We start from the raw sequence: 17462 nt of genomic DNA, 5'->3' as shown, positions 1-17462 counted from the left end.
ACTTCATATACGCTGCCTGCCCATCCCACATGGACCAGGCCCCGGCGGAGATTTCTCCGCCGCGGTTATTTGTGTTGCGAGATTTCAGGCTGCAATATCGATGACGCCGCAATCGCCGGCATCGGACGCGAAGGCGACGAGCTTGCCGTTGGCGCTCCAGCTCAATCCGGTAATGCCGCCCTTGCCGGGCCGGCGCAGAAGCGCTTCTTTTGCGTCGGCGAGCCTGACGCCAAGGATCATGCCGTCGATGAAACCGATGGCGAGCACTTCCTCGGCGGGATGGAAGGCCACGGACGTGACCATGATATTGGCGCGGGTGCCAAGTTCCTGCGGCGCCTTGCCCATCGGCCCGTCCTTTGCCGAAAACGGCCAGACGATCGCCGCCGGCGCGCCCGACGAGGCGAGCCACTTGCCCTTCGGCGACCAGGAGAGAGACTTTACCTTGGCCGGATAACCGGTCATCCGCATATGGCGGTTTTCGCCCGGCTTGCCGTCGAGCTTCCAGCCGTGCAGGGCGTTTTCCTGCATGGTCGTCACCAGGAAACGCCCATCGGGCGAGAAGGTGACGGCGTTATGGGCGCCCTTCCATTCGAGATCGACCGGCGGCGCATTGGTGCCGACCCAGTGCAACGAGACGCCGTTGTAACGGGCAGCCGCGATCCTGAGACCCTTGCCGGCGAAGGCGAGGCCTTCGACGCTGCGCTCTTCGGGAAATTCCTTCAGCGTGCCGTCGCTCTGCTTCACGAAGCTGGACTTGCCATGCGCATAGGCGACCGCATTCTGCGGGCCGCCGGCGACGACGCTGATCCACTTGCGGGGAGCTTCGGCGATCAGGATCGCCTCGCCATTGCTGCCGATGCGCATCACTTTGCCGTCCTCGCCGCCGGTCAGCAGCGTGGCGCTGAAGGGATCGCGGATGCAGGTCAGAAGGCCCTGATGGGCCTCGGTGACTTTCTCGCCGCCATCCAGGCGGTGGATGGTGCCGGCGGCGGTGGCGAAGAATGGGACGTCGCCGAGGAAATGCGCGGCGACGACATGGCCTTCGAGATCAAGCGGTGCGACTGTCGGCATCAGGCAGCATTTCTCCAGGGCATGACGTGGTCCGAAAACCGCTTCACACTTTTCGGCGTCATGCCGCTACCTCACATGCCCTGAAGCTCTTCTCGATCTTGTCGACATCGAGATCGCGGCCGATGAAGACGAGGCGCGATTCGCGCTTTTCGCCATCCTTCCACGGACGCTGGTGGTCGCCCTCGACGATCATGTGGACGCCCTGCACGACATAACGTTCCTCGTCGCCCTTGAAGGCGATGATGCCCTTCAGGCGCAGGATGCTAGGGCCGTCCGTCTGGGTGATCTTCTGGATCCAGGGGAAGAACCGTTCCGGGTTCATCTCGCCGCCGCGCAGCGAGATCGACTTCACCGTCACGTCATGGATAGGCGACATCTCGCCGTGGTGATGATGGTGGTGATCATGGCCGTGATGATCGTGATCGTGGTCATGTGCATGATGGTCGTGGTCATGATGATGGTGGTCGTGCCCATGGTCATGGTCGCAGTCCGGGCCACAGACATGGTCGTCATGGCCCTGATCGAGGAAATGCGGATCGTTTTCGAGCGCGCGCTCCAGGTTGAAGGCGCCCTGGTCGAGCACGCGGGCGAGATCGACGCCGGAACGGGTGGTCTTGTAGACGCGAGCAGTCGGGTTGATGGCGCGCACGACATCCTCGATGATCGCCAGTTCTTCCGGCGAAACGAGGTCGGTCTTGTTGATGACGACGACGTCGGCAAAGGCGATCTGGTCTTCGGCCTCGCGACTGTCCTTCAGGCGCAGCGGCAGGTGCTTGGCATCGACAAGGGCGACGACCGCATCGAGCTCGGTCTTGGCGCGCACGTCGTCATCCATGAAAAAGGTCTGGGCGACCGGCACCGGATCGGCAAGGCCGGTGGTCTCCACGATGATGCCGTCGAAGCGGCCCGGGCGGCGCATCAGGCCCTCGACGACGCGGATCAGGTCGCCGCGTACCGTGCAGCAGACGCAGCCGTTGTTCATTTCGTAGATTTCTTCGTCCGACTCGACGATCAGGTCGTTGTCGATGCCGATCTCGCCGAACTCGTTGACGATGACCGCGTATTTCTTGCCATGGCTTTCGGAGAGAATGCGGTTGAGGAGCGTCGTCTTGCCGGCGCCGAGATAACCGGTGAGCACGGTGACGGGAACGGGCTTGACGGTGGCTGTTTCGGTCATGAAAACCTCGAGGACTTGAGAGCGCCCGATCGGCGCGGAAGCTTTGTTCGTCTCATATAAGGGCAAGCCGGGACGAGTTCAAAGGGTTTGTATGTTATAAGATCACATCGGAATTGCAGCTGACGCCGGGTGATCCTGCTGCTCACGCTGACGGCGACGCGATTGCGGAAACCACGTCCGTTCTCGCGAAATCCTCTCCGACATAGAGAAGCGGACAGTTGAATTCCTTCGCTGTCGCATAAGCGAAGCAATCGCCGAAATTGAGCGACGCCTTGTGAAAGCCTTTGCCGAACAGAGCGTAAGCGGCCGCAGCCCGTTCTGCTCTTACAGCATCCAGTTCGATGATGGTGATGGGAAGCCGGTCAATCAGGTTGGTAAGACCAGCCAGACATTTCTTTCCACGAGCCACAATCAGTGCTTCGGTGAGAGTAGCGGCGTTGAGGAGGACCTTCGATTCCCTTGTGAGCACCTCTTGGCAGTCAAGGGCACCAATTTCATTCTTGACGATGGCGATCAACGCTGACGTGTCGACCACAATCATGCCGGCAGGCCATCGTCACCATAGAGAAAATCCTGGCTTCGTTCCGCAGGTACGTCATTGCCATCAGGTGCAGGCGCCATTGCTCTGATCTCTTCGATCAGCGCTCTGCGTTGATCGCGGGTCAGCTCCGGCTCAATGGGTACAAGCCTTGCGATCTTATGACCTCTTCGCGTGAGAACAACATCTTCTCCAGCCTCCGCGCGATGAAGGAGTTCAGTCAGACTTGCTTTGGCCTCGCTCACTGAAATTTCCATTAGGTGCTCCATTGGTCCAATTAGATGGTCCAAATATACGCTTATCATGCCGTCGATTCAACTATGCTCCAATGTTCCGACATCAAACCGCGCCACATCCTCCAGCAGCTCGATGATGCCCGTCACAGCATGCGCAACCAGCATCTCACCGCGTTCCGCCGTTGCAGCAGCCGCGTTGCCGGCGACGCCTTTGGGGTTGAGGTCGGACATCTTCCAGCCGAAGGCGTGCGGGCCGTAGGCGCGCAGATGTCTGAAATCACGGGAAAAGTCCGATTGGCGGGACGGGAAGTTTTCGGCCCTCGCCATATTGACCCGGTCCGGATGGAGCGCCAGCATGACCGAAGTCTCGATGTCTCCGCCGTGGATGTCGACTGCCTTGTCCTCCGGGGCGATCCAGCCGGCGGGCTGGCCGAAGCGGGTCCAGCTCGTGGCGACCACCAGCATGCCGAACCGCACCCGCGCCTCGGTCGCGACGATGGTCATGAGCGGAGAATTGCCGCCATGGGCGTTGAGCAGCACCAGCTTCTTGATGCCCTTGGCGTGAAGATCGCCGGCAATGCCGAGCCAGCGGTAAACGGCTTCATCGAAGGCAAGTGTCTTCGTACCGGCGACATCCATATGTTCTATCGAATAACCGACGGGTTCCGTGGGCAGGAACGTGACCGGCAGGCCGGCAGGCAGGGCAGGGATCAGGCGCGAGACGAGACCCTCGGCGATCAGCGTGTCGGTCTCGAACGGCAGGTGCGGTCCGTGCTGCTCATGGGCGCCGAGCGGCAGGACGGCGACCCAGTTTCGCCTTTCTGTGGACGCAAGTGTCGTATCATTGTCATGATAGCGTGGCGAAGGGTGCGACATCTGGCGGTGGTTTCCCGGTTTCGATATGGATAGCGCGCCACAGATATAACGGCTACTTCTTTAGGGCAAAACGGGCGGAGCGAATGAGCAAGAAGAAGGGCGACAAAAAAGCCAAGTCCGGCAAGAAGAAGGAACTGGAAGGCCTTTCGGCCACCGACCTTGCGCCGGCGATCACCCAGGCCGCCCGCTCCATGCGCACAGCGCTCAGCCGCAGCCTCGGCGAAAGCGGGCTTTATGCCGGCCAGGACGGTGTCATCCTGATTCTTGCCGAAGAAGACGGCATGACCCCCGGCCAGCTCGCCATACGGCTCGGCGTCAAGGCCCCGACCATGACCCGCACGATCGGCCGCATGGAAGCCCAGGGGTTTCTGGAACGTCGCGCTGACGGCACAGACGGGCGCCTCACCAAGGTGCATCTGACGGAAGCCGGATTGCAGACCGTCGAACAGATCGGCCGCTCGGTCTCCGAGTGCGGCTCGATCGCTGCAAAAGGTCTCTCCGACAAGGAGATCCGCACGCTCCTCAAGCTCCTCAAGACCATCGAGCAGAATCTCCAGTCCGAGCCCTCGGACGACTGAGGCTGATTTCCCTCCAGATTTTCGCGGCCACAGGATTGTCGCACGGAATTAAATTGTTTATTTAAAGTTTAATTCGAGCATCGGATAGCGATGCCGGCCATTGCGGGTGGGGGAAATGGCGCAAAAGATCAAGTTGTCGACGATTGGCGAGAGCCTTGGTCTTTCAACTGCCACGATATCGCTTGCGCTGCGCGACAGCCCGCTCGTGGCGGCCGATACCCGGGAAAAAATCAAGGAACAGGCAAGAGCGCTCGGTTATATCTACAACCGCCGGGCCGCCAGCCTGCGCACCTCGCGTTCTGGCATTATCGGCGTCGTGGTGCACGACATCATGAACCCGTTCTACGGGGAAATCCTGAAAGCGATCGAAAGCGAGCTCGACCGCAGCCGTCATACCTTCATCCTTTCCAACCATTACGATTCGGTCGAAAAACAGCGTACCTTCATCGAAACGCTGCTGCAGCTCGGTGGTGACGGGGTGATCATGTCGCCGGCGATCGGCACGCCGATCGAGGATATGAGGCTTGCCGAGGAGAACGGCATGCCGGCCATCCTCGTCGCCCGTTCGATGGAAGGCGTCGAACTGCCGACCTATCGCGGCGACGACAGCTACGGCATTTCGCTTGCCACGAACCATCTGATCGGCCTCGGACATCGGGTGATCGCCATGATCGGCGGCACGGACCAGACATCGACCGGCCGCGACCGTTACCAGGGTTATGTCAACGCGCTGCGCAAGGCGGGCATCGAGGTCGATCCGAACCTTCGCCTCCCCGGTCCGCGTTCGAAGCAGGGCGGGTTCGAGGCGGCGGTGCATTTCCTCTCCCTGCCGCAGAAGCCGACAGCAGCTGTCTGCTGGAACGATCTGGTGGCGATCGGCCTGATGAACGGCATTGCCCGCGCCGGGCTGATGCCCGGCCATGACATCTCCGTCACCGGTTACGACGATCTCGAGGAAGCCTCGATCGCGACGCCAGCGCTGACGACCGTGTGGAACGGCCAGACGGAAGTCGGCCGGCTTGCGGCGCGCGCCCTGCTCGACCGGCTTGCCGGCAGCCACGAGCCGGACGGCATCCATCTGATCAAGCCGGAAATGCGCATCCGCCAATCGACCGGCGTGCACCGGCCAAGGGCCTGAGGTTCAACACAGCAGCCGCGTCAAGCCGCCACATTGGTCAGCGTCTTGCGGGCAGCATAAGCGCGGACAGCCTCGCCGAAGGCCTGGAACAGCGCCCGTGACGGCGCATCGGTTTCCGCCCAGTATTCCGGGTGCCATTGCACGCCGACGGCGAAGTTTTTCGCGTCGATGACCGAAACCGCCTCGATCGTGCCGTCTTCGGCTGTCGCTTCGACCTTCAGCCTGGGAGCGGTTTCGGCGATCGCCTGGCGGTGCAGCGAGTTCACCTGGACTTCGCCTGTCAGCCCGAGATGGTTGGCGATGCAGGAGCCTTCCTCGATGAAGACCGGCTGGCGGATCGCATACATGCTGTCGCGCTCCTTCACATCGGGTTTGCGGTGGTCCCAGATGCCCGGCTGGTCCTGGATTTCGCTCGCCAGCGTGCCGCCCAGTGCCACGTTCAGTTCCTGGATGCCGCGGCAGATGGCGAGCAGCGGAATGCCGCGGTCGATCGCCCGGCGGATGAGGGGCAGGGAGGTCGCGTCGCGGGCCGGGTCGAAGGGACCGTCGCTGGCCGTTGCCTCTCTGCCATAGAGCGACGGGTGAACATTGGTCGCCGAACCGGAAACCAGCACGCCATCGACCCGGTCGAGGATGGCGTCAGTCTCGTTGCCTTCTTCGAAAGCCGGAATGATGAAGGTCATCACATCAGCCACCTTCAATGCCGCCTGGACATACTGGTTCGGCGAGGCATGCCAGATCGCTCCATCCAGTTGGCGGATATCGGCAGGCAGGGCGATGATCGGTTTCGGCATCAGGCTCTCCAACGAGGCTCGCTATCGCGTCTCTTTTCGTTGTGCCGCGGCACCGCGCTTCAAGTCAAGATCGAGGGCTGCTTCGGGGGACGGTGCTGCCCAAAGAATAAGCATTGGCGCTTTGAAATAACTTGTGAATCCAGTTTGGGCAGGACGCTACGAAAGTCTAAGAACAAAAGACGTTCCCGCATTAAGGAATATTAGCTCCGGCGCTTGCAACCCATAGGCCAAAATGGTTACCTCGCCGCAGGATCGGGGGAGTGGGAACAAATAATCCCTCCGGTTTGTCTTACTGGGAGGTATTTCATGGATCGTCGTTCATTCTTTAAAAAGGCCGCCGTCACCGGCGCCGGCGCAGCTGCCGCTACGGTGCTCGCCGCACCGGCCATCGCGCAGTCGAGCCCGAAAATCACCTGGCGTCTGACGTCTTCATTTCCGAAGTCGCTGGACACCATCTATGGCGGCGCGGAAGACATCGCCAAGCATGTCGCCGCAGCAACCGACGGCAATTTCACCATTCAGCCGTTTGCGGCCGGTGAAGTCGTGCCGGCCGGTCAGGCTTTGGATGCCGTCAGTAACGCGACGGTCGAAATGTGTCATACTTGCTCCTACTATTTCGTAGGCAAGGATCCAACGTTTGCCATCGGCACTGCAATTCCTTTCGGCCTCAACGCGCGACTGAGCAATGCATGGTTCTACGAAGGCAACGGCAGCAAGTTCCTGAACGAATTCTACGCCAAGTACAATGTCTACGGGCTTCCCGCGGGTAATACGGGCGCTCAGATGGGTGGTTGGTTCCGGAAGGAAATCAACACCGTAGACGATTTCAAGGGCGTCAAGATGCGCATCGCCGGGCTTGCCGGCCGGGTGGTCGAGAAGCTCGGTGTCGTGCCGCAGCAGATACCTGGCGGCGATATCTATCCGGCGCTCGAAAAAGGCACGATCGATGCGGCGGAATGGGTCGGCCCCTATGACGACCACAAGCTCGGCTTCTACAAGGTGACCAAATACTACTACTATCCGGCCTTCTGGGAAGGTGGCCCGGTCATCCACGCCTTTATGAATTTGGACAAGTGGAACGCCCTGCCGAAGAGTTACCAGGCGGCGCTGACCGACGCCTGCGCGTTTGCCAATACCAGCATGATGGCGAAATACGACACGAAGAACCCGACGGCGATCAAGCAGATCGTCTCGCAGGGCACCACCCTTCGCCCGTTCAGCCAGGAAATCCTCGAAGCCTGCTACAAGGCCTCTCTTGAGGTCTACAAGGAAATTTCGGCTTCGAACGAGACGTTCAAGAAGATCTACGAAGATCAGGTCGCCTTCAAGAAGGAAGCCTATCTCTGGATGCAGCTGTCGGAATATACCTACGACACCTTCATGATGATCCAGCAGCGCAGCGGCAAGCTCTGATCCCAGATCAGGCAAGTTTCATTTCAGGAACCCCGGATCGAAAGGTCCGGGGTTTTTGTCTGGGCTGATACCATCAGGCCGAGAAGCGGGAGGCCGAAGGGCGGTTCGTGAAGCGGCTGAAGACTTCCGGGGAAGGAAAGGCCAGTATGTTTTCGTAGGTCCGCGCCTCGGGGCGATCGAACCGTTTGAGAACCGGCGCGCCGCCATGGCGGAAATTCCATTTCAGCTTTTCCAGCGTTGAAGCCGACGCGGGCGCATATTCCAGGTCGTAGAGTTGATAATCCGGCAGGCAGGCGGTGAGCTTGCCGAAGTCGTCGGGCCCTGCGAGATGGCCGTGGAACTCGAAGGACACGATAGGCCGGTTGAAGGTGATGGTTTCGCGCAGTCCTTTCAGAACCCGCTGCTCGAACCCCTCGACATCGATCTTGATGAAATCGACCCTGGTTATTCCGAGTTGCCTGACGAGTTTGTCGGCTTGGAAAACCGGCAGGCGCAGGATGCGGCTATGCCCCGATGGCCGGTCATCGTCCACAAAGCCGCTGGCGCCCAGGTTGCCTTCGAGATTTTCGCGGAACATCAGCGTGTCGTCGCAATCGCCGAGAGCTGCCTGATGCAGCCGGATGTTGGCGAGCCGGTTCGAGCGAATGTTGTCGGTCAACCGCCTGAAGACTTCGGGGTTCGGCTCGAAGCAATGGATCTCGGCGAAGTCTCGATTGAGGTGAATGGCGTGGTTGCCGATATTGGCGCCGACATCGAGTGCCACGGCGCCGGGCTCGAATCGGCCCTGCAGGAATTCCAGAAACCGTCCTTCAAAGCAGCCTTCGACGAAGATGGCCTCATCGATGCTTTGAGCGGGGTCGAGTTTGAAGATGTATCCCCGGTTGGTGCAGTGAATGAAGACGTCGCTCTCTTTTGCAAACCGCCTGCGCCGCAACGGCTCGACTATGGTGCGACCGATCGACCTTCGCACAACGTACATCGCATTCGGCAATACGTGGCTTATCTGCATGTCAGGCCCCGAGCGCTTCAGCCAAACTGATTTGGGGACGACCGACTTCAGCATCGTGCCGTCTGCCAAACTCTATAGGCTCGATGGGCCGGTTAGTATGGCTACCTAAGTGTTAGCTGCACCGGGATCTGGCGCCGGACCTCGATCCGCATACGACTATTGCGGTAGAGGAACGGCCAAAAGACGAATTTGACGTAGGGGCTCCGAGCTGGCCGGACTTCGCTGGGCCGCCATGCGGGCAGGAGCAGCGATGGAGGACAGAGCGTCAACTCTGTCCTCCTTAAGATATGTCCCTATCAAGGGTGGTCGGAAGCCGTCGGTCCTACGGGTTGATCTTCGGTGGCTGGCTGAGATCAGGTGTCTGGGCAGGCGGGGCTGTCTGCGGCGCCGGTGTCGAGGGGGGCTGGCCGGGAAGCCCGTCCGTGGGAGGCAAGCCCATCGAGGGCGCAGGCGCGGATTGTCCGGGAGCACCGAAGTTGAGAGGTGGGAGCCCCCCAAGGCCTCCGGGCTGGCTCAAGCCGCCGCTTCCCGGTCCCAAAGGCGGCAGGCCGAACGCTGGCTGGTTGCCGCTCCCCTGGTCGCCGATACCAGGCAATTGGATCTGTACATCGTTCGGACTCATAGTGGGATTGTCCGTTTTATAGTGCATCACCAGTCCGGGGAAGAAAATCACGACCAAAATCATCGCGAACTGGATGACGATGTAGGGGAAGACGCCCTTGTATATCTCAAGGGTTTTAATGCCCGGCATCGTCCTGCCCGTGACCTTGTCCAGCCAAGGGGCGGCGGGCGCGATGGAGCGCAGGAAGAACAGCGAAAAGCCGAAGGGAGGTGTCAGAAACGATGTCTGGAGATTGACGCCCAGGATAATGCCAAACCAGACGAGATCGATCCCGAGCTTGTCTGCGACCGGTGCCAGCAACGGCACCATGATAAAGGCGATTTCGAAGAAATCCAGGAAGCAGCCGAGGATGAATACGATAATCGTGACGACGATCAGGAAGCCGTATTCACCGCCTGGAAGCGCAAGGAGCAGTTCCTCAATCCAAACGTTGCCGTTGATCCCGTAGAAGGTGAGGCCGAAGACTCGGGCCCCGATCAGGATCATCATGACGAAGGCCGAAAGCTTGGTCGTGGCATCCAGAGCGTTCTTGACCGTCGAAAAGTTCAGGCGGCCTTTGGCAAGAGAAAGGAGCAGGGCACCGGTGGCACCCATGGCGCCGCCCTCGGTTGGTGTCGCTATCCCCAGGAAAATCGTGCCGAGGACCAGGAAGATCAGCGCGAGCGGCGGAATGAGAACGATGATCACCTGTTCGGCGAGCCGTGAGATAATCTTGTTCTGTAGGCGGCTGTTTATTATGGCGACCAGGTATGCGGCCAGCACCGCGAATGCCAGAGCCGCAACGAGCCGCCATTCAGGGCTGGCAATGCCGCCGAACAGGACATTCAGGCCGAGATAATAGAGGCCTATCGAGATCGCCATCATGACGATCAGGGAGGTGACGCCGTTCCCCAGCGTGCGCGCCTCTGTGGGCAGGGCAGGCGCCCATTCCGGCTTGATGATGGAGACTGCAAATACGTAGATGCAGTAGGTCGCGACGATCAACAGCGCGGGATAAAGCGCACCGACATACATGTCGCCGACAGACCGGCCCAACTGGTCGGCCATGACGATCAGGACAAGGGAAGGCGGCACGATCTGTGCGAGCGTTCCGGACGCGGCGATCGTGCCCGAGACGAAGGGCCGGTTATATCCATACCGCATCATGATCGGCATGGATATAAGTCCCATAGCCATCACTGACGCGGCCACAACGCCGGTCGTCGCACCGAGCAGGGCGCCGACGAGGATGACGGCGTAGGCAAGCCCGCCGCGGATCGGGCCGAAGAGCTGCCCGATCGTATCCAGCAGGTCTTCCGCCATGCGGGACCGTTCCAGAATGATGCCCATGAAGGTGAAGAACGGGATCGCCAACAGGGTGTCGTTGTACATGATCCCATAGATCCGGTCCGGATGGGATTGCAGCAAAGGCCAGAAAAGGTTGATTTGCGGTGAGATCGCGGACAGTTCCACGCCGATCACGAAGTACAGCAATCCGCCCGCGGCAAGCGTGAAGGCGACCGGATAGCCGAGCAGCAGCATCAGCATGACGCTGGAAAACATCACCAGCGGGAGATTATGGGCGATGAAGTCGATCATTCTCAGACCTCCGTCGCAGCCGGCGGCATAGCGCCGGCGGTGTCTTCACGTGGATCGTCAATCCTCCCGGTCACCACCGCGTACCGCTTTATGATCTCTGAGAAAGCCTGCAGGAGAAGAAGCCCAAAACCAAGGAGGACAACGAGTTTGGCTGGCCAGATGATCAAGCCTCCGGCGTTCGAGGAAATCTCTCCCGAGCGAAACGAGAGCCAGAACCAGGGCCAGGCGAGGTAGGTCATCAGGCTTGCAAACGGCACCAGGAAGATGATGTGCAGCACAAGATCAAGTATATCGCGCGTGCGCTTTGACCAATTCGAAGACAGGATGTCGATGCGGACATGTTCGTTCTTCAAGAGCGCATACGCTGCGGCAAGCATGAAAACCGTGCCGAAAAGGTACCATTGCACCTCCAGCCATGCATTGGATGATATGTCCAATGCCTTGCGGATTACAGCGTTTCCGGCGCTGATCAACACTGCGGCAAGCAGGAGCCACGACACTGATTTACCAATCGCCGTCGTGACAATGTCAACGACGCGACTAAATGCAAGCAACAAAACCATTTCCCCTCCTTGGACCTTTTTGATTGGTGCCCCGGCCCCGGGATCGTCATAGGATAGCGTAGCTCCGGAAGAACAACGTCCATCGCTTTCCGCAGTGGTGCCGAGCTTTATTGGCTACTGCCACAAAAATCAATCTGGCGAGCCGAATGCCTGCGCCCCAGCGTACCTTTGTACTCGGAATTCAAACGTTTAGTGCTGGCATCGAGCGCTTTAAGGGGCGACGATGGACGAAAGTCTTATAAGCCGACGATGAAAGTGCAGCGGAGACCTGCCGGAGCGTTATAGTGTGGCTAGGCTTGACCGAAGGGCCGCCTCGAAATTTTAGCTATCCTGTTGTCAATTTATTCAGCAAACTCTCAAGAACCCCCCAATGAAAGGGGGGCTGCGGCCCGCGGACAAGCAATTTTTAAAAGGTTTCCCGCAGTGTCGACCGGAAGACAAGGGATGAACCCGATGAAAGAGACAGAAGCGAAGACGCTGTCGACGGATGTGTATCTGTCGTTCGTCACGTCGCTATTTGGAAATCGCGGCACACTATGGACCGGCGTGGTTGTTCACGTCCTGTGGTGCCTGCTCGTTTTCCATTACAGCGGTGCGCAATTCTATCTCCTGTTCGCCTGCGGCTTCGCGGCGGTCTTTGCCTATCGCATGTACTGGTTCCAGCGGTTCGACAAGGTGGACAAGGGGGCGCTCACCTATGACGGCATCGCCGCCTGGGAGCAGCAATATGTGATCGGCGCGTTCCTTGCGGCCTTCCTGCTCGGCATCGCCAGCGGCTATGCCCTGCTGGTGCTGGAAAACCCGTTCGTCGGCTTCACCTGCATCGCCATGACGCTCGGCTCGATGATGTCGATCGTCGGCCGCAACTATGGTTCGCGCATCGCCGTCGATCTCCAGACGCTCGGCTGTTGCGGCCCGATCCTGATTGCCTGCCTGTTCACCGAGGATCTGCATCTGGCGCTGATGTCGCTGCTGCTCATCCCCTTCGGCCTGACCACGAGGTCGATGGCCAACGGTGTGCGCGAATTCCTTTATGAAAACGTCATCGCGTCCCGGAAGATGGCGATCATCGCCGGCCGCTTCGATATCGCCTTGAAGACGATTTCCCACGGCCTGGTGATGCTCGACGGCGAAGGCAAGATCCAGGTGATCAACCGCCGCGCCCGCGATCTGCTCGGCCTCGACAAGAAGAGCGATCTCAAGGACCGCGATTTCGCCGCCGTGCTCTGCGAGGATGCGGAGAATGCGCCCGAGACCATCCTGCGCCAGCTTTCCAAACTTGCCGACGGCTCGCTCGAGCGCGCTCTCTTCAAGTTCAAGGACGACCGCCATCTCGAATTCTCGGTCAGCCCGCGCACCGACGGCGGTGTCGTGCTGATCTTCGAAGACGTCACCGCCCGTCTCGCAGCCGAGGAAAAGGTGCTGCACATGGTACGGTTCGACGCCTTGACCGGCCTGCCGAACCGAGGCCACTTCGCGGATCTTGCGACCAAGAAGCTGAAACGGCGGGGCGAAGCCCTGGCGGCGCTCGCGATGTTCGACGTGGACGGGTTCAAGCATGTCAACGACCTGCGCGGCCACGTGGTCGGCGACCGATTGCTTGCGGCGATCGCGGCAAGACTTACAGCACTGAAGAGCGACGGCCTGCTGGCGGGCCGCCTGGTCGGCGACGAGTTCGTCGTGTTGCTGACCGGCGGCGACGACGATTGCGAGCTGGAGCGTCAGATCCGCCGCATCCACGCCGAGATCCAGGGCGACTATTACGTCGACGGGCTTCGCCTTCCTGTTTCGATGAACAGCGGCTGCGTCATCCTGCCGTCGCAGGACTTCGACATGGAAAACTGGCAGATCAAGGCGGACCTTGCACTCAACCACGCGAAATCCACCGGCAACGGTACGCTGACAGTGTTCCTTTCGGAAATGGACGCCCAGTATATCGACGAGCAGAAGCTCCGCGTCGACCTTCGCCAGGCGATCGAAAACCATGGCCTGCATGTCGTCTACCAGCCGATGTATCGTCCCGACGGTTCCGGCATCGAATGCAGCGAGGCGCTGGTGCGCTGGCGCCATCCGGAGCGCGGCATGGTGGGCCCGAATGTCTTCATCCCGATGGCCGAGGACATGGGGCTGGTCTCGCATATCACCCATCTGGTGCTCGACCAGGCCTGCCGCGACTGCGCGACCTGGCCGGAGCCGATGGCCGTTTCCGTCAACCTCTCGATCCAGGACCTGCGCAACGACGACATCGTCGGTTATGTGGCGGACGTTCTGAAGCGCTATTCGCTCGATCCGTCGCGGCTGCATCTCGAAGTCACCGAAAGCTGCTTCATGGACGAGCCGGTGGCGGTCAGCGCCATTCTCAACCAGTTCCGCGTGACCGGGGTGACGATCGCGATCGACGATTTCGGCACCGGCTTCTCGAGCCTGAGCTATCTCGACTCCCTGCCGCTCGACGTGGTCAAGATCGACCGGGCGTTCATCCGCAATATCGCCGAGGACCAGCGCAAGCTGAAGCTCCTGCGCGGCATCGTGCATCTGTCCCGCGAACTGGGTCTCAAGATCGTCGTCGAAGGCGTGGAGACCAAGGAACAGCTCGCGCTGATCAACCGCCATCGGTTCTCCGATCTGGTACAGGGTTATGTCTTCTCCGTGCCGGTTGCTTCCGAAAAGATCATCGAACTGGCGGCCGAGGCTGCTCCCGCCGCCAAGCTTTCGTCCATCCGGCGTGGTGCCAAAAATGCACAGGCCTCGCCTCTCCGGGCCGCCGCGCGCTAAATCCCGCCTGAAATTAGAACAGTGTTAACGGTTTTGGGACGCTGGCGAGGGGCCGTTAACCGTTTGTTAACCATAACATTTAGAATTTTATTCAAATCGGGGTCCATTCATTGCGGGCTATGGGTCTTTTAGGGTTAATCCATGGTTAAAGCTCATGGAACAAAACCCAATGCCCCTAGGCCAAACATTTTCTGACGGAAACTTTTCAGCAAAACTTCTCTCCACACTCGACCATGTCGAATACCGGCGGATCGAAAGCAACGAGGATTTCGAAGATATCGCCAGGCTGCGATACAGGGCCTACAAGACTCACAACGTGCTGCCGGTCGCGGCGACCAAGCTCATCGACGAGATCGACTTCGACAAGAATGCGCATGTCTTCGGCGTCTATTACGACGAGGAACTGGTCAGCACGATCCGCCTCCACCACGTCACGCCGGAGCACAGGGTCTGCCAGTCGATCAGCATTTTCCCCGAAGCCGTGAACGGCCTGCTGGATGCCGGGATGACGCTGATCGATTCAGCGCGTTTCGCCATTGCTCCGGAATATGCCAGCGAACTTTCGGCCATGCCTTACCTGACGGTGCGGCTGACGCCGGTCGCGGCGATCTATTTCGACGCGGACCGCGTGCTGCAGCCGATCCGTCCGGCGCATGCGGCATTTTATCGCCGGTTCTTCTATGCCCAGCCGGTGGTGCCGCCGCGGCGGATCCCGCAATACGATTTCGATCTGATGCTGCTCGCATCGCAGACCCGCGAATTGCGCTCCAAGATGATGAAGCGCTTCCCGGCGTTTCAGTCGGAGGCCTATGAGCGCCGCCTGCTGTTTGCGCGCTCCTCGAATTTCGACACCGCGCCGCTCACCATCCTGCCGACGGCCCGCATCGCCGGCCGGCCGAACTCCCCCGAAATGTCCTACCTGACCTGAAGCTCTGAAGCTTGGGCGTACCGGAAGCCATTGTGGCGGCATTGCGCTTTCCCATGGCTTTGTGTAAGGCCTGAAGTGACCTCCATCGTGCCAAACGAGGCATGATTCCGGATGTCGACAAGGGTTTTCCCCGCAGGCGCCGACGCTTCGATCGAGCGGGCGCGTGCGGCTGATGAAGGAGACGGGACTGATGGACAATCACCATAGCGGGCCGGTGGAAACGGGTGCTTCGATGGATTATGCGGAACACGACAGGACCTACAACGCCTTCATCGCGGGTGCGAAATGGGGCACGATGGTCATCGTCGTTCTGATGATCGCCATGGCTGCCGGTTTCTTCGGCGGAGCGGGCTTCATCGGCAGCCTTCTCGTCTTCATCATTCTCAATATAGCCGGCGTTTTCCTGCTGCGTTGATCCGGTTCGGCCAGCACGGCCACCGGCTTTGAGGAAGGGCGAAGCTTTCGCCCGCCTTGCGATATCGACTGGGAGGAGACAGTCTTTGCCGAAGATCGTATTTGTATGCCGTGAAGGTTCCGACGAACCGCGCGTCGCCGCTTCGCCCGAGAGCGTCAAGCGGCTGACAGGGCTTGGGCTCTCGGTCGTGATCGAGAGCGGCGCAGGCCTTGCCTCCGGTGTTCGCGATGCGGATTTCGAAGCCACCGGTGCCCGCATTGCCGGTGCCGGGGAGGTCGGCTCGGCCGATATCATCCTGAGGGTCAACCGGCCGACGGCCGCGGAGATGGCGTCCTACAAGCCGGGCGCCGTGGTGTTCGCGGTCATGGACCCCTATGGCAACGAGGCCGCCCTTGCGGACATGGCGAAAGCCGGGCTCACCACGTTTGCCATGGAACTGATGCCGCGCATCACCCGCGCCCAGTCGATGGACGTGCTGTCCTCCCAGGCGAACCTTGCCGGATATCGCGCCGTCATCGACGCATCCCATGAATACGGCCGCGCCATGCCGATGATGATGACTGCCGCCGGCACCGTGCCCGCCGCAAAGGTCTTCGTCATGGGCGCCGGTGTTGCCGGCCTACAGGCGATCGCCACGGCCCGCCGTCTCGGCGCCGTGGTATCGGCAACCGATGTACGCCCCGCCGCCAAGGAACAGGTCGCCTCGCTCGGCGCGAAATTCATCGCGGTCGAGGACGAGGAATTCAAGGCGGCCGAAACCGCCGCCGGTTACGCCAAGCCGATGTCGGAAGCCTATCAGGCAAAGCAGGCGGCCCTCGTCGCCGAGCATATCGCCAAGCAGGACATCGTCATCACTACGGCTCTCATTCCGGGCCGACCGGCCCCGAAGCTGGTGACGCGGGCGATGCTAGCGTCGATGAAACCCGGTTCGGTGGCGGTCGACCTCGCGGTGGAGCGTGGCGGCAATATCGAAGGCTCGGAAAAGGGCAAGGTCGCCGATGTCGAGGGTGTCACCGTGATCGGTTACGCCAATGTCGCGGGCCGCATCGCCGCCTCCGCTTCGGCGCTTTATGCCCGCAACCTGTTCGCCTTCATCGAGACCATGGTCGACAAGGGCACCAAGGAATTTGCCGTCAATCTTGAGGACGAGCTCGTCAAGGCAACCATGCTGACCCATGGCGGCCAGGTCGTGCACCCGAATTTCGCGGCGGCCGCGATCGCCGACGAGACGCCGGTTGCTGCGCCTGCTCCAGCCGTAATCGCCATAGAGGAGCCGGCGGCTGCCAAACCGGTGCGCGCCCGCAAAAAGCCGGTCGCAGATGAAGCCGCAAGCAATGGAGATCTGTGATGGCCGGTGAAGCAATGGACAAGGCGCTGGAGCAGCTCGACCAGGCTGTGACCGCCGTGATGAGTGCCGCCGCCCAGGCACCGGAAGCGGCGAGCGCCGCAACCGGCGGGGCGATCGACCCCTTCGTGTTTCGGCTGGCGATCTTCGTGCTGTCGATCTTCGTCGGCTATTACGTCGTCTGGTCGGTGACGCCGGCGCTGCACACGCCGTTGATGGCGGTTACCAACGCGATCTCCTCGGTCATCGTCGTCGGCGCGCTGCTAGCGGTCGGCGTATCGGCGAGCGGTTTTGCGACCGGCTTCGGTTTTATCGCGCTGGTGCTCGTTTCGGTGAACATCTTCGGCGGCTTCCTGGTGACCAGCCGGATGCTCGCCATGTACAAGAAAAAAGATCGCTGAGGGTT

Annotated in this window: 17 protein-coding genes; 8 read left to right on the top strand and 9 right to left on the bottom strand. The window is 60.4% G+C overall.

Translation table 11 applies throughout. From position 1 onward, the window contains the following. Window positions 1-84 precede the first annotated feature (84 nt). The 5 genes from C5J22_RS09985 to C5J22_RS09965 form a co-directional block, all read right to left on the bottom strand. The gene (locus tag C5J22_RS09985) at window positions 85-1071 is read right to left on the bottom strand and encodes a WD40 repeat domain-containing protein (protein ID WP_105438077.1); all 987 of its coding nucleotides are present in this window, start codon (window positions 1069-1071) and stop codon (window positions 85-87) included. Window positions 1072-1129: 58 nt separating this feature from the next. Beyond that, complete coding sequence (locus C5J22_RS09980) at window positions 1130-2248, bottom strand: GTP-binding protein (protein ID WP_105438076.1); 1119 nt, start codon at window positions 2246-2248, stop codon at window positions 1130-1132. 142 nt (window positions 2249-2390) lie between these two features. After that, window positions 2391-2789 carry a type II toxin-antitoxin system VapC family toxin gene (locus C5J22_RS09975; RefSeq protein ID WP_105438075.1) on the bottom strand — a complete coding sequence of 133 codons (399 nt, stop codon included), beginning with the start codon at window positions 2787-2789 and terminating at the stop codon, window positions 2391-2393. Further along, window positions 2786-3043: a type II toxin-antitoxin system Phd/YefM family antitoxin gene (locus C5J22_RS09970; protein ID WP_038589646.1), complete on the bottom strand. Its 258-nt coding sequence runs from the start codon at window positions 3041-3043 to the stop codon at window positions 2786-2788. The genes C5J22_RS09975 and C5J22_RS09970 overlap by 4 nt, the downstream gene beginning before the upstream one ends. A gap of 57 nt (window positions 3044-3100) precedes the next feature. Next, window positions 3101-3898: a creatininase family protein gene (locus C5J22_RS09965; protein ID WP_105438074.1), complete on the bottom strand. Its 798-nt coding sequence runs from the start codon at window positions 3896-3898 to the stop codon at window positions 3101-3103. A gap of 83 nt (window positions 3899-3981) precedes the next feature. Here C5J22_RS09965 and C5J22_RS09960 point away from each other — a divergent pair, with 83 nt between their 5' ends. Together C5J22_RS09960 and C5J22_RS09955 are read left to right on the top strand one after the other, a co-directional pair. Continuing rightward, window positions 3982-4476, top strand: coding sequence for a MarR family winged helix-turn-helix transcriptional regulator (locus tag C5J22_RS09960; protein ID WP_105438073.1), 495 nt, complete (start codon window positions 3982-3984; stop codon window positions 4474-4476). A gap of 115 nt (window positions 4477-4591) precedes the next feature. Continuing rightward, window positions 4592-5614 carry a LacI family DNA-binding transcriptional regulator gene (locus C5J22_RS09955; protein WP_046668275.1) on the top strand — a complete coding sequence of 341 codons (1023 nt, stop codon included), beginning with the start codon at window positions 4592-4594 and terminating at the stop codon, window positions 5612-5614. 20 nt (window positions 5615-5634) lie between these two features. Here C5J22_RS09955 and C5J22_RS09950 read toward each other — a convergent pair whose 3' ends face one another. Then, window positions 5635-6408 (bottom strand): gamma-glutamyl-gamma-aminobutyrate hydrolase family protein, encoded by a 774-nt coding sequence (locus C5J22_RS09950; protein ID WP_105438072.1) that lies wholly within the window; start codon window positions 6406-6408, stop codon window positions 5635-5637. A gap of 306 nt (window positions 6409-6714) precedes the next feature. On the opposite strand from C5J22_RS09950, the gene C5J22_RS09945 reads away from it, so the two are divergent. Then, window positions 6715-7821, top strand: coding sequence for a TRAP transporter substrate-binding protein (locus tag C5J22_RS09945; protein ID WP_105438071.1), 1107 nt, complete (start codon window positions 6715-6717; stop codon window positions 7819-7821). Window positions 7822-7894: 73 nt separating this feature from the next. Here the strand turns inward: C5J22_RS09945 and C5J22_RS09940 are convergent, their stop codons facing one another. From C5J22_RS09940 to C5J22_RS09930, 3 genes are all read right to left on the bottom strand, one after another. Then, a complete protein-coding gene (locus tag C5J22_RS09940) occupies window positions 7895-8830 on the bottom strand; it encodes an FkbM family methyltransferase (protein WP_172746580.1) in 936 nt (311 codons plus the stop codon). A gap of 322 nt (window positions 8831-9152) precedes the next feature. Next, complete coding sequence (locus tag C5J22_RS09935; RefSeq protein ID WP_105438069.1) at window positions 9153-11030, bottom strand: TRAP transporter large permease subunit; 1878 nt, start codon at window positions 11028-11030, stop codon at window positions 9153-9155. Between the two features lie 2 nt (window positions 11031-11032). Beyond that, on the bottom strand, window positions 11033-11593 hold the full coding sequence (locus C5J22_RS09930; RefSeq protein ID WP_105438068.1) for a TRAP transporter small permease subunit: 561 nt from the start codon (window positions 11591-11593) through the stop codon (window positions 11033-11035). Window positions 11594-12046: 453 nt separating this feature from the next. Between C5J22_RS09930 and C5J22_RS09925 the strand changes: the two genes are divergently transcribed. The 5 genes from C5J22_RS09925 to C5J22_RS09905 all read left to right on the top strand — a co-directional run bounded on the left by C5J22_RS09925 (window position 12047) and on the right by C5J22_RS09905 (window position 17457). Then, on the top strand, window positions 12047-14368 hold the full coding sequence (locus C5J22_RS09925) for a bifunctional diguanylate cyclase/phosphodiesterase (protein WP_245440334.1): 2322 nt from the start codon (window positions 12047-12049) through the stop codon (window positions 14366-14368). A gap of 169 nt (window positions 14369-14537) precedes the next feature. Next, window positions 14538-15296: a hypothetical protein gene (locus tag C5J22_RS09920; RefSeq protein ID WP_037077291.1), complete on the top strand. Its 759-nt coding sequence runs from the start codon at window positions 14538-14540 to the stop codon at window positions 15294-15296. Between the two features lie 190 nt (window positions 15297-15486). Further along, window positions 15487-15711 (top strand): aa3-type cytochrome c oxidase subunit IV, encoded by a 225-nt coding sequence (locus tag C5J22_RS09915; protein WP_046668269.1) that lies wholly within the window; start codon window positions 15487-15489, stop codon window positions 15709-15711. An 85-nt stretch (window positions 15712-15796) separates the two neighbouring features. Continuing rightward, window positions 15797-17059, top strand: a complete 1263-nt coding sequence (locus C5J22_RS09910; protein ID WP_105438067.1) for a Re/Si-specific NAD(P)(+) transhydrogenase subunit alpha — start codon at window positions 15797-15799, stop codon at window positions 17057-17059. Then, the gene (locus C5J22_RS09905; protein WP_046634620.1) at window positions 17059-17457 is read left to right on the top strand and encodes a proton-translocating transhydrogenase family protein; all 399 of its coding nucleotides are present in this window, start codon (window positions 17059-17061) and stop codon (window positions 17455-17457) included. Before C5J22_RS09910 ends, C5J22_RS09905 begins: the two co-directional genes overlap by 1 nt. Window positions 17458-17462 lie beyond the last annotated feature (5 nt).

Source organism: Neorhizobium sp. T25_13 (genome assembly GCF_002968675.1).
GTDB classification, from domain to species: domain Bacteria; phylum Pseudomonadota; class Alphaproteobacteria; order Rhizobiales; family Rhizobiaceae; genus Neorhizobium; species Neorhizobium tomejilense.
This window is presented reverse-complemented; position numbering and strand designations above follow the sequence as displayed.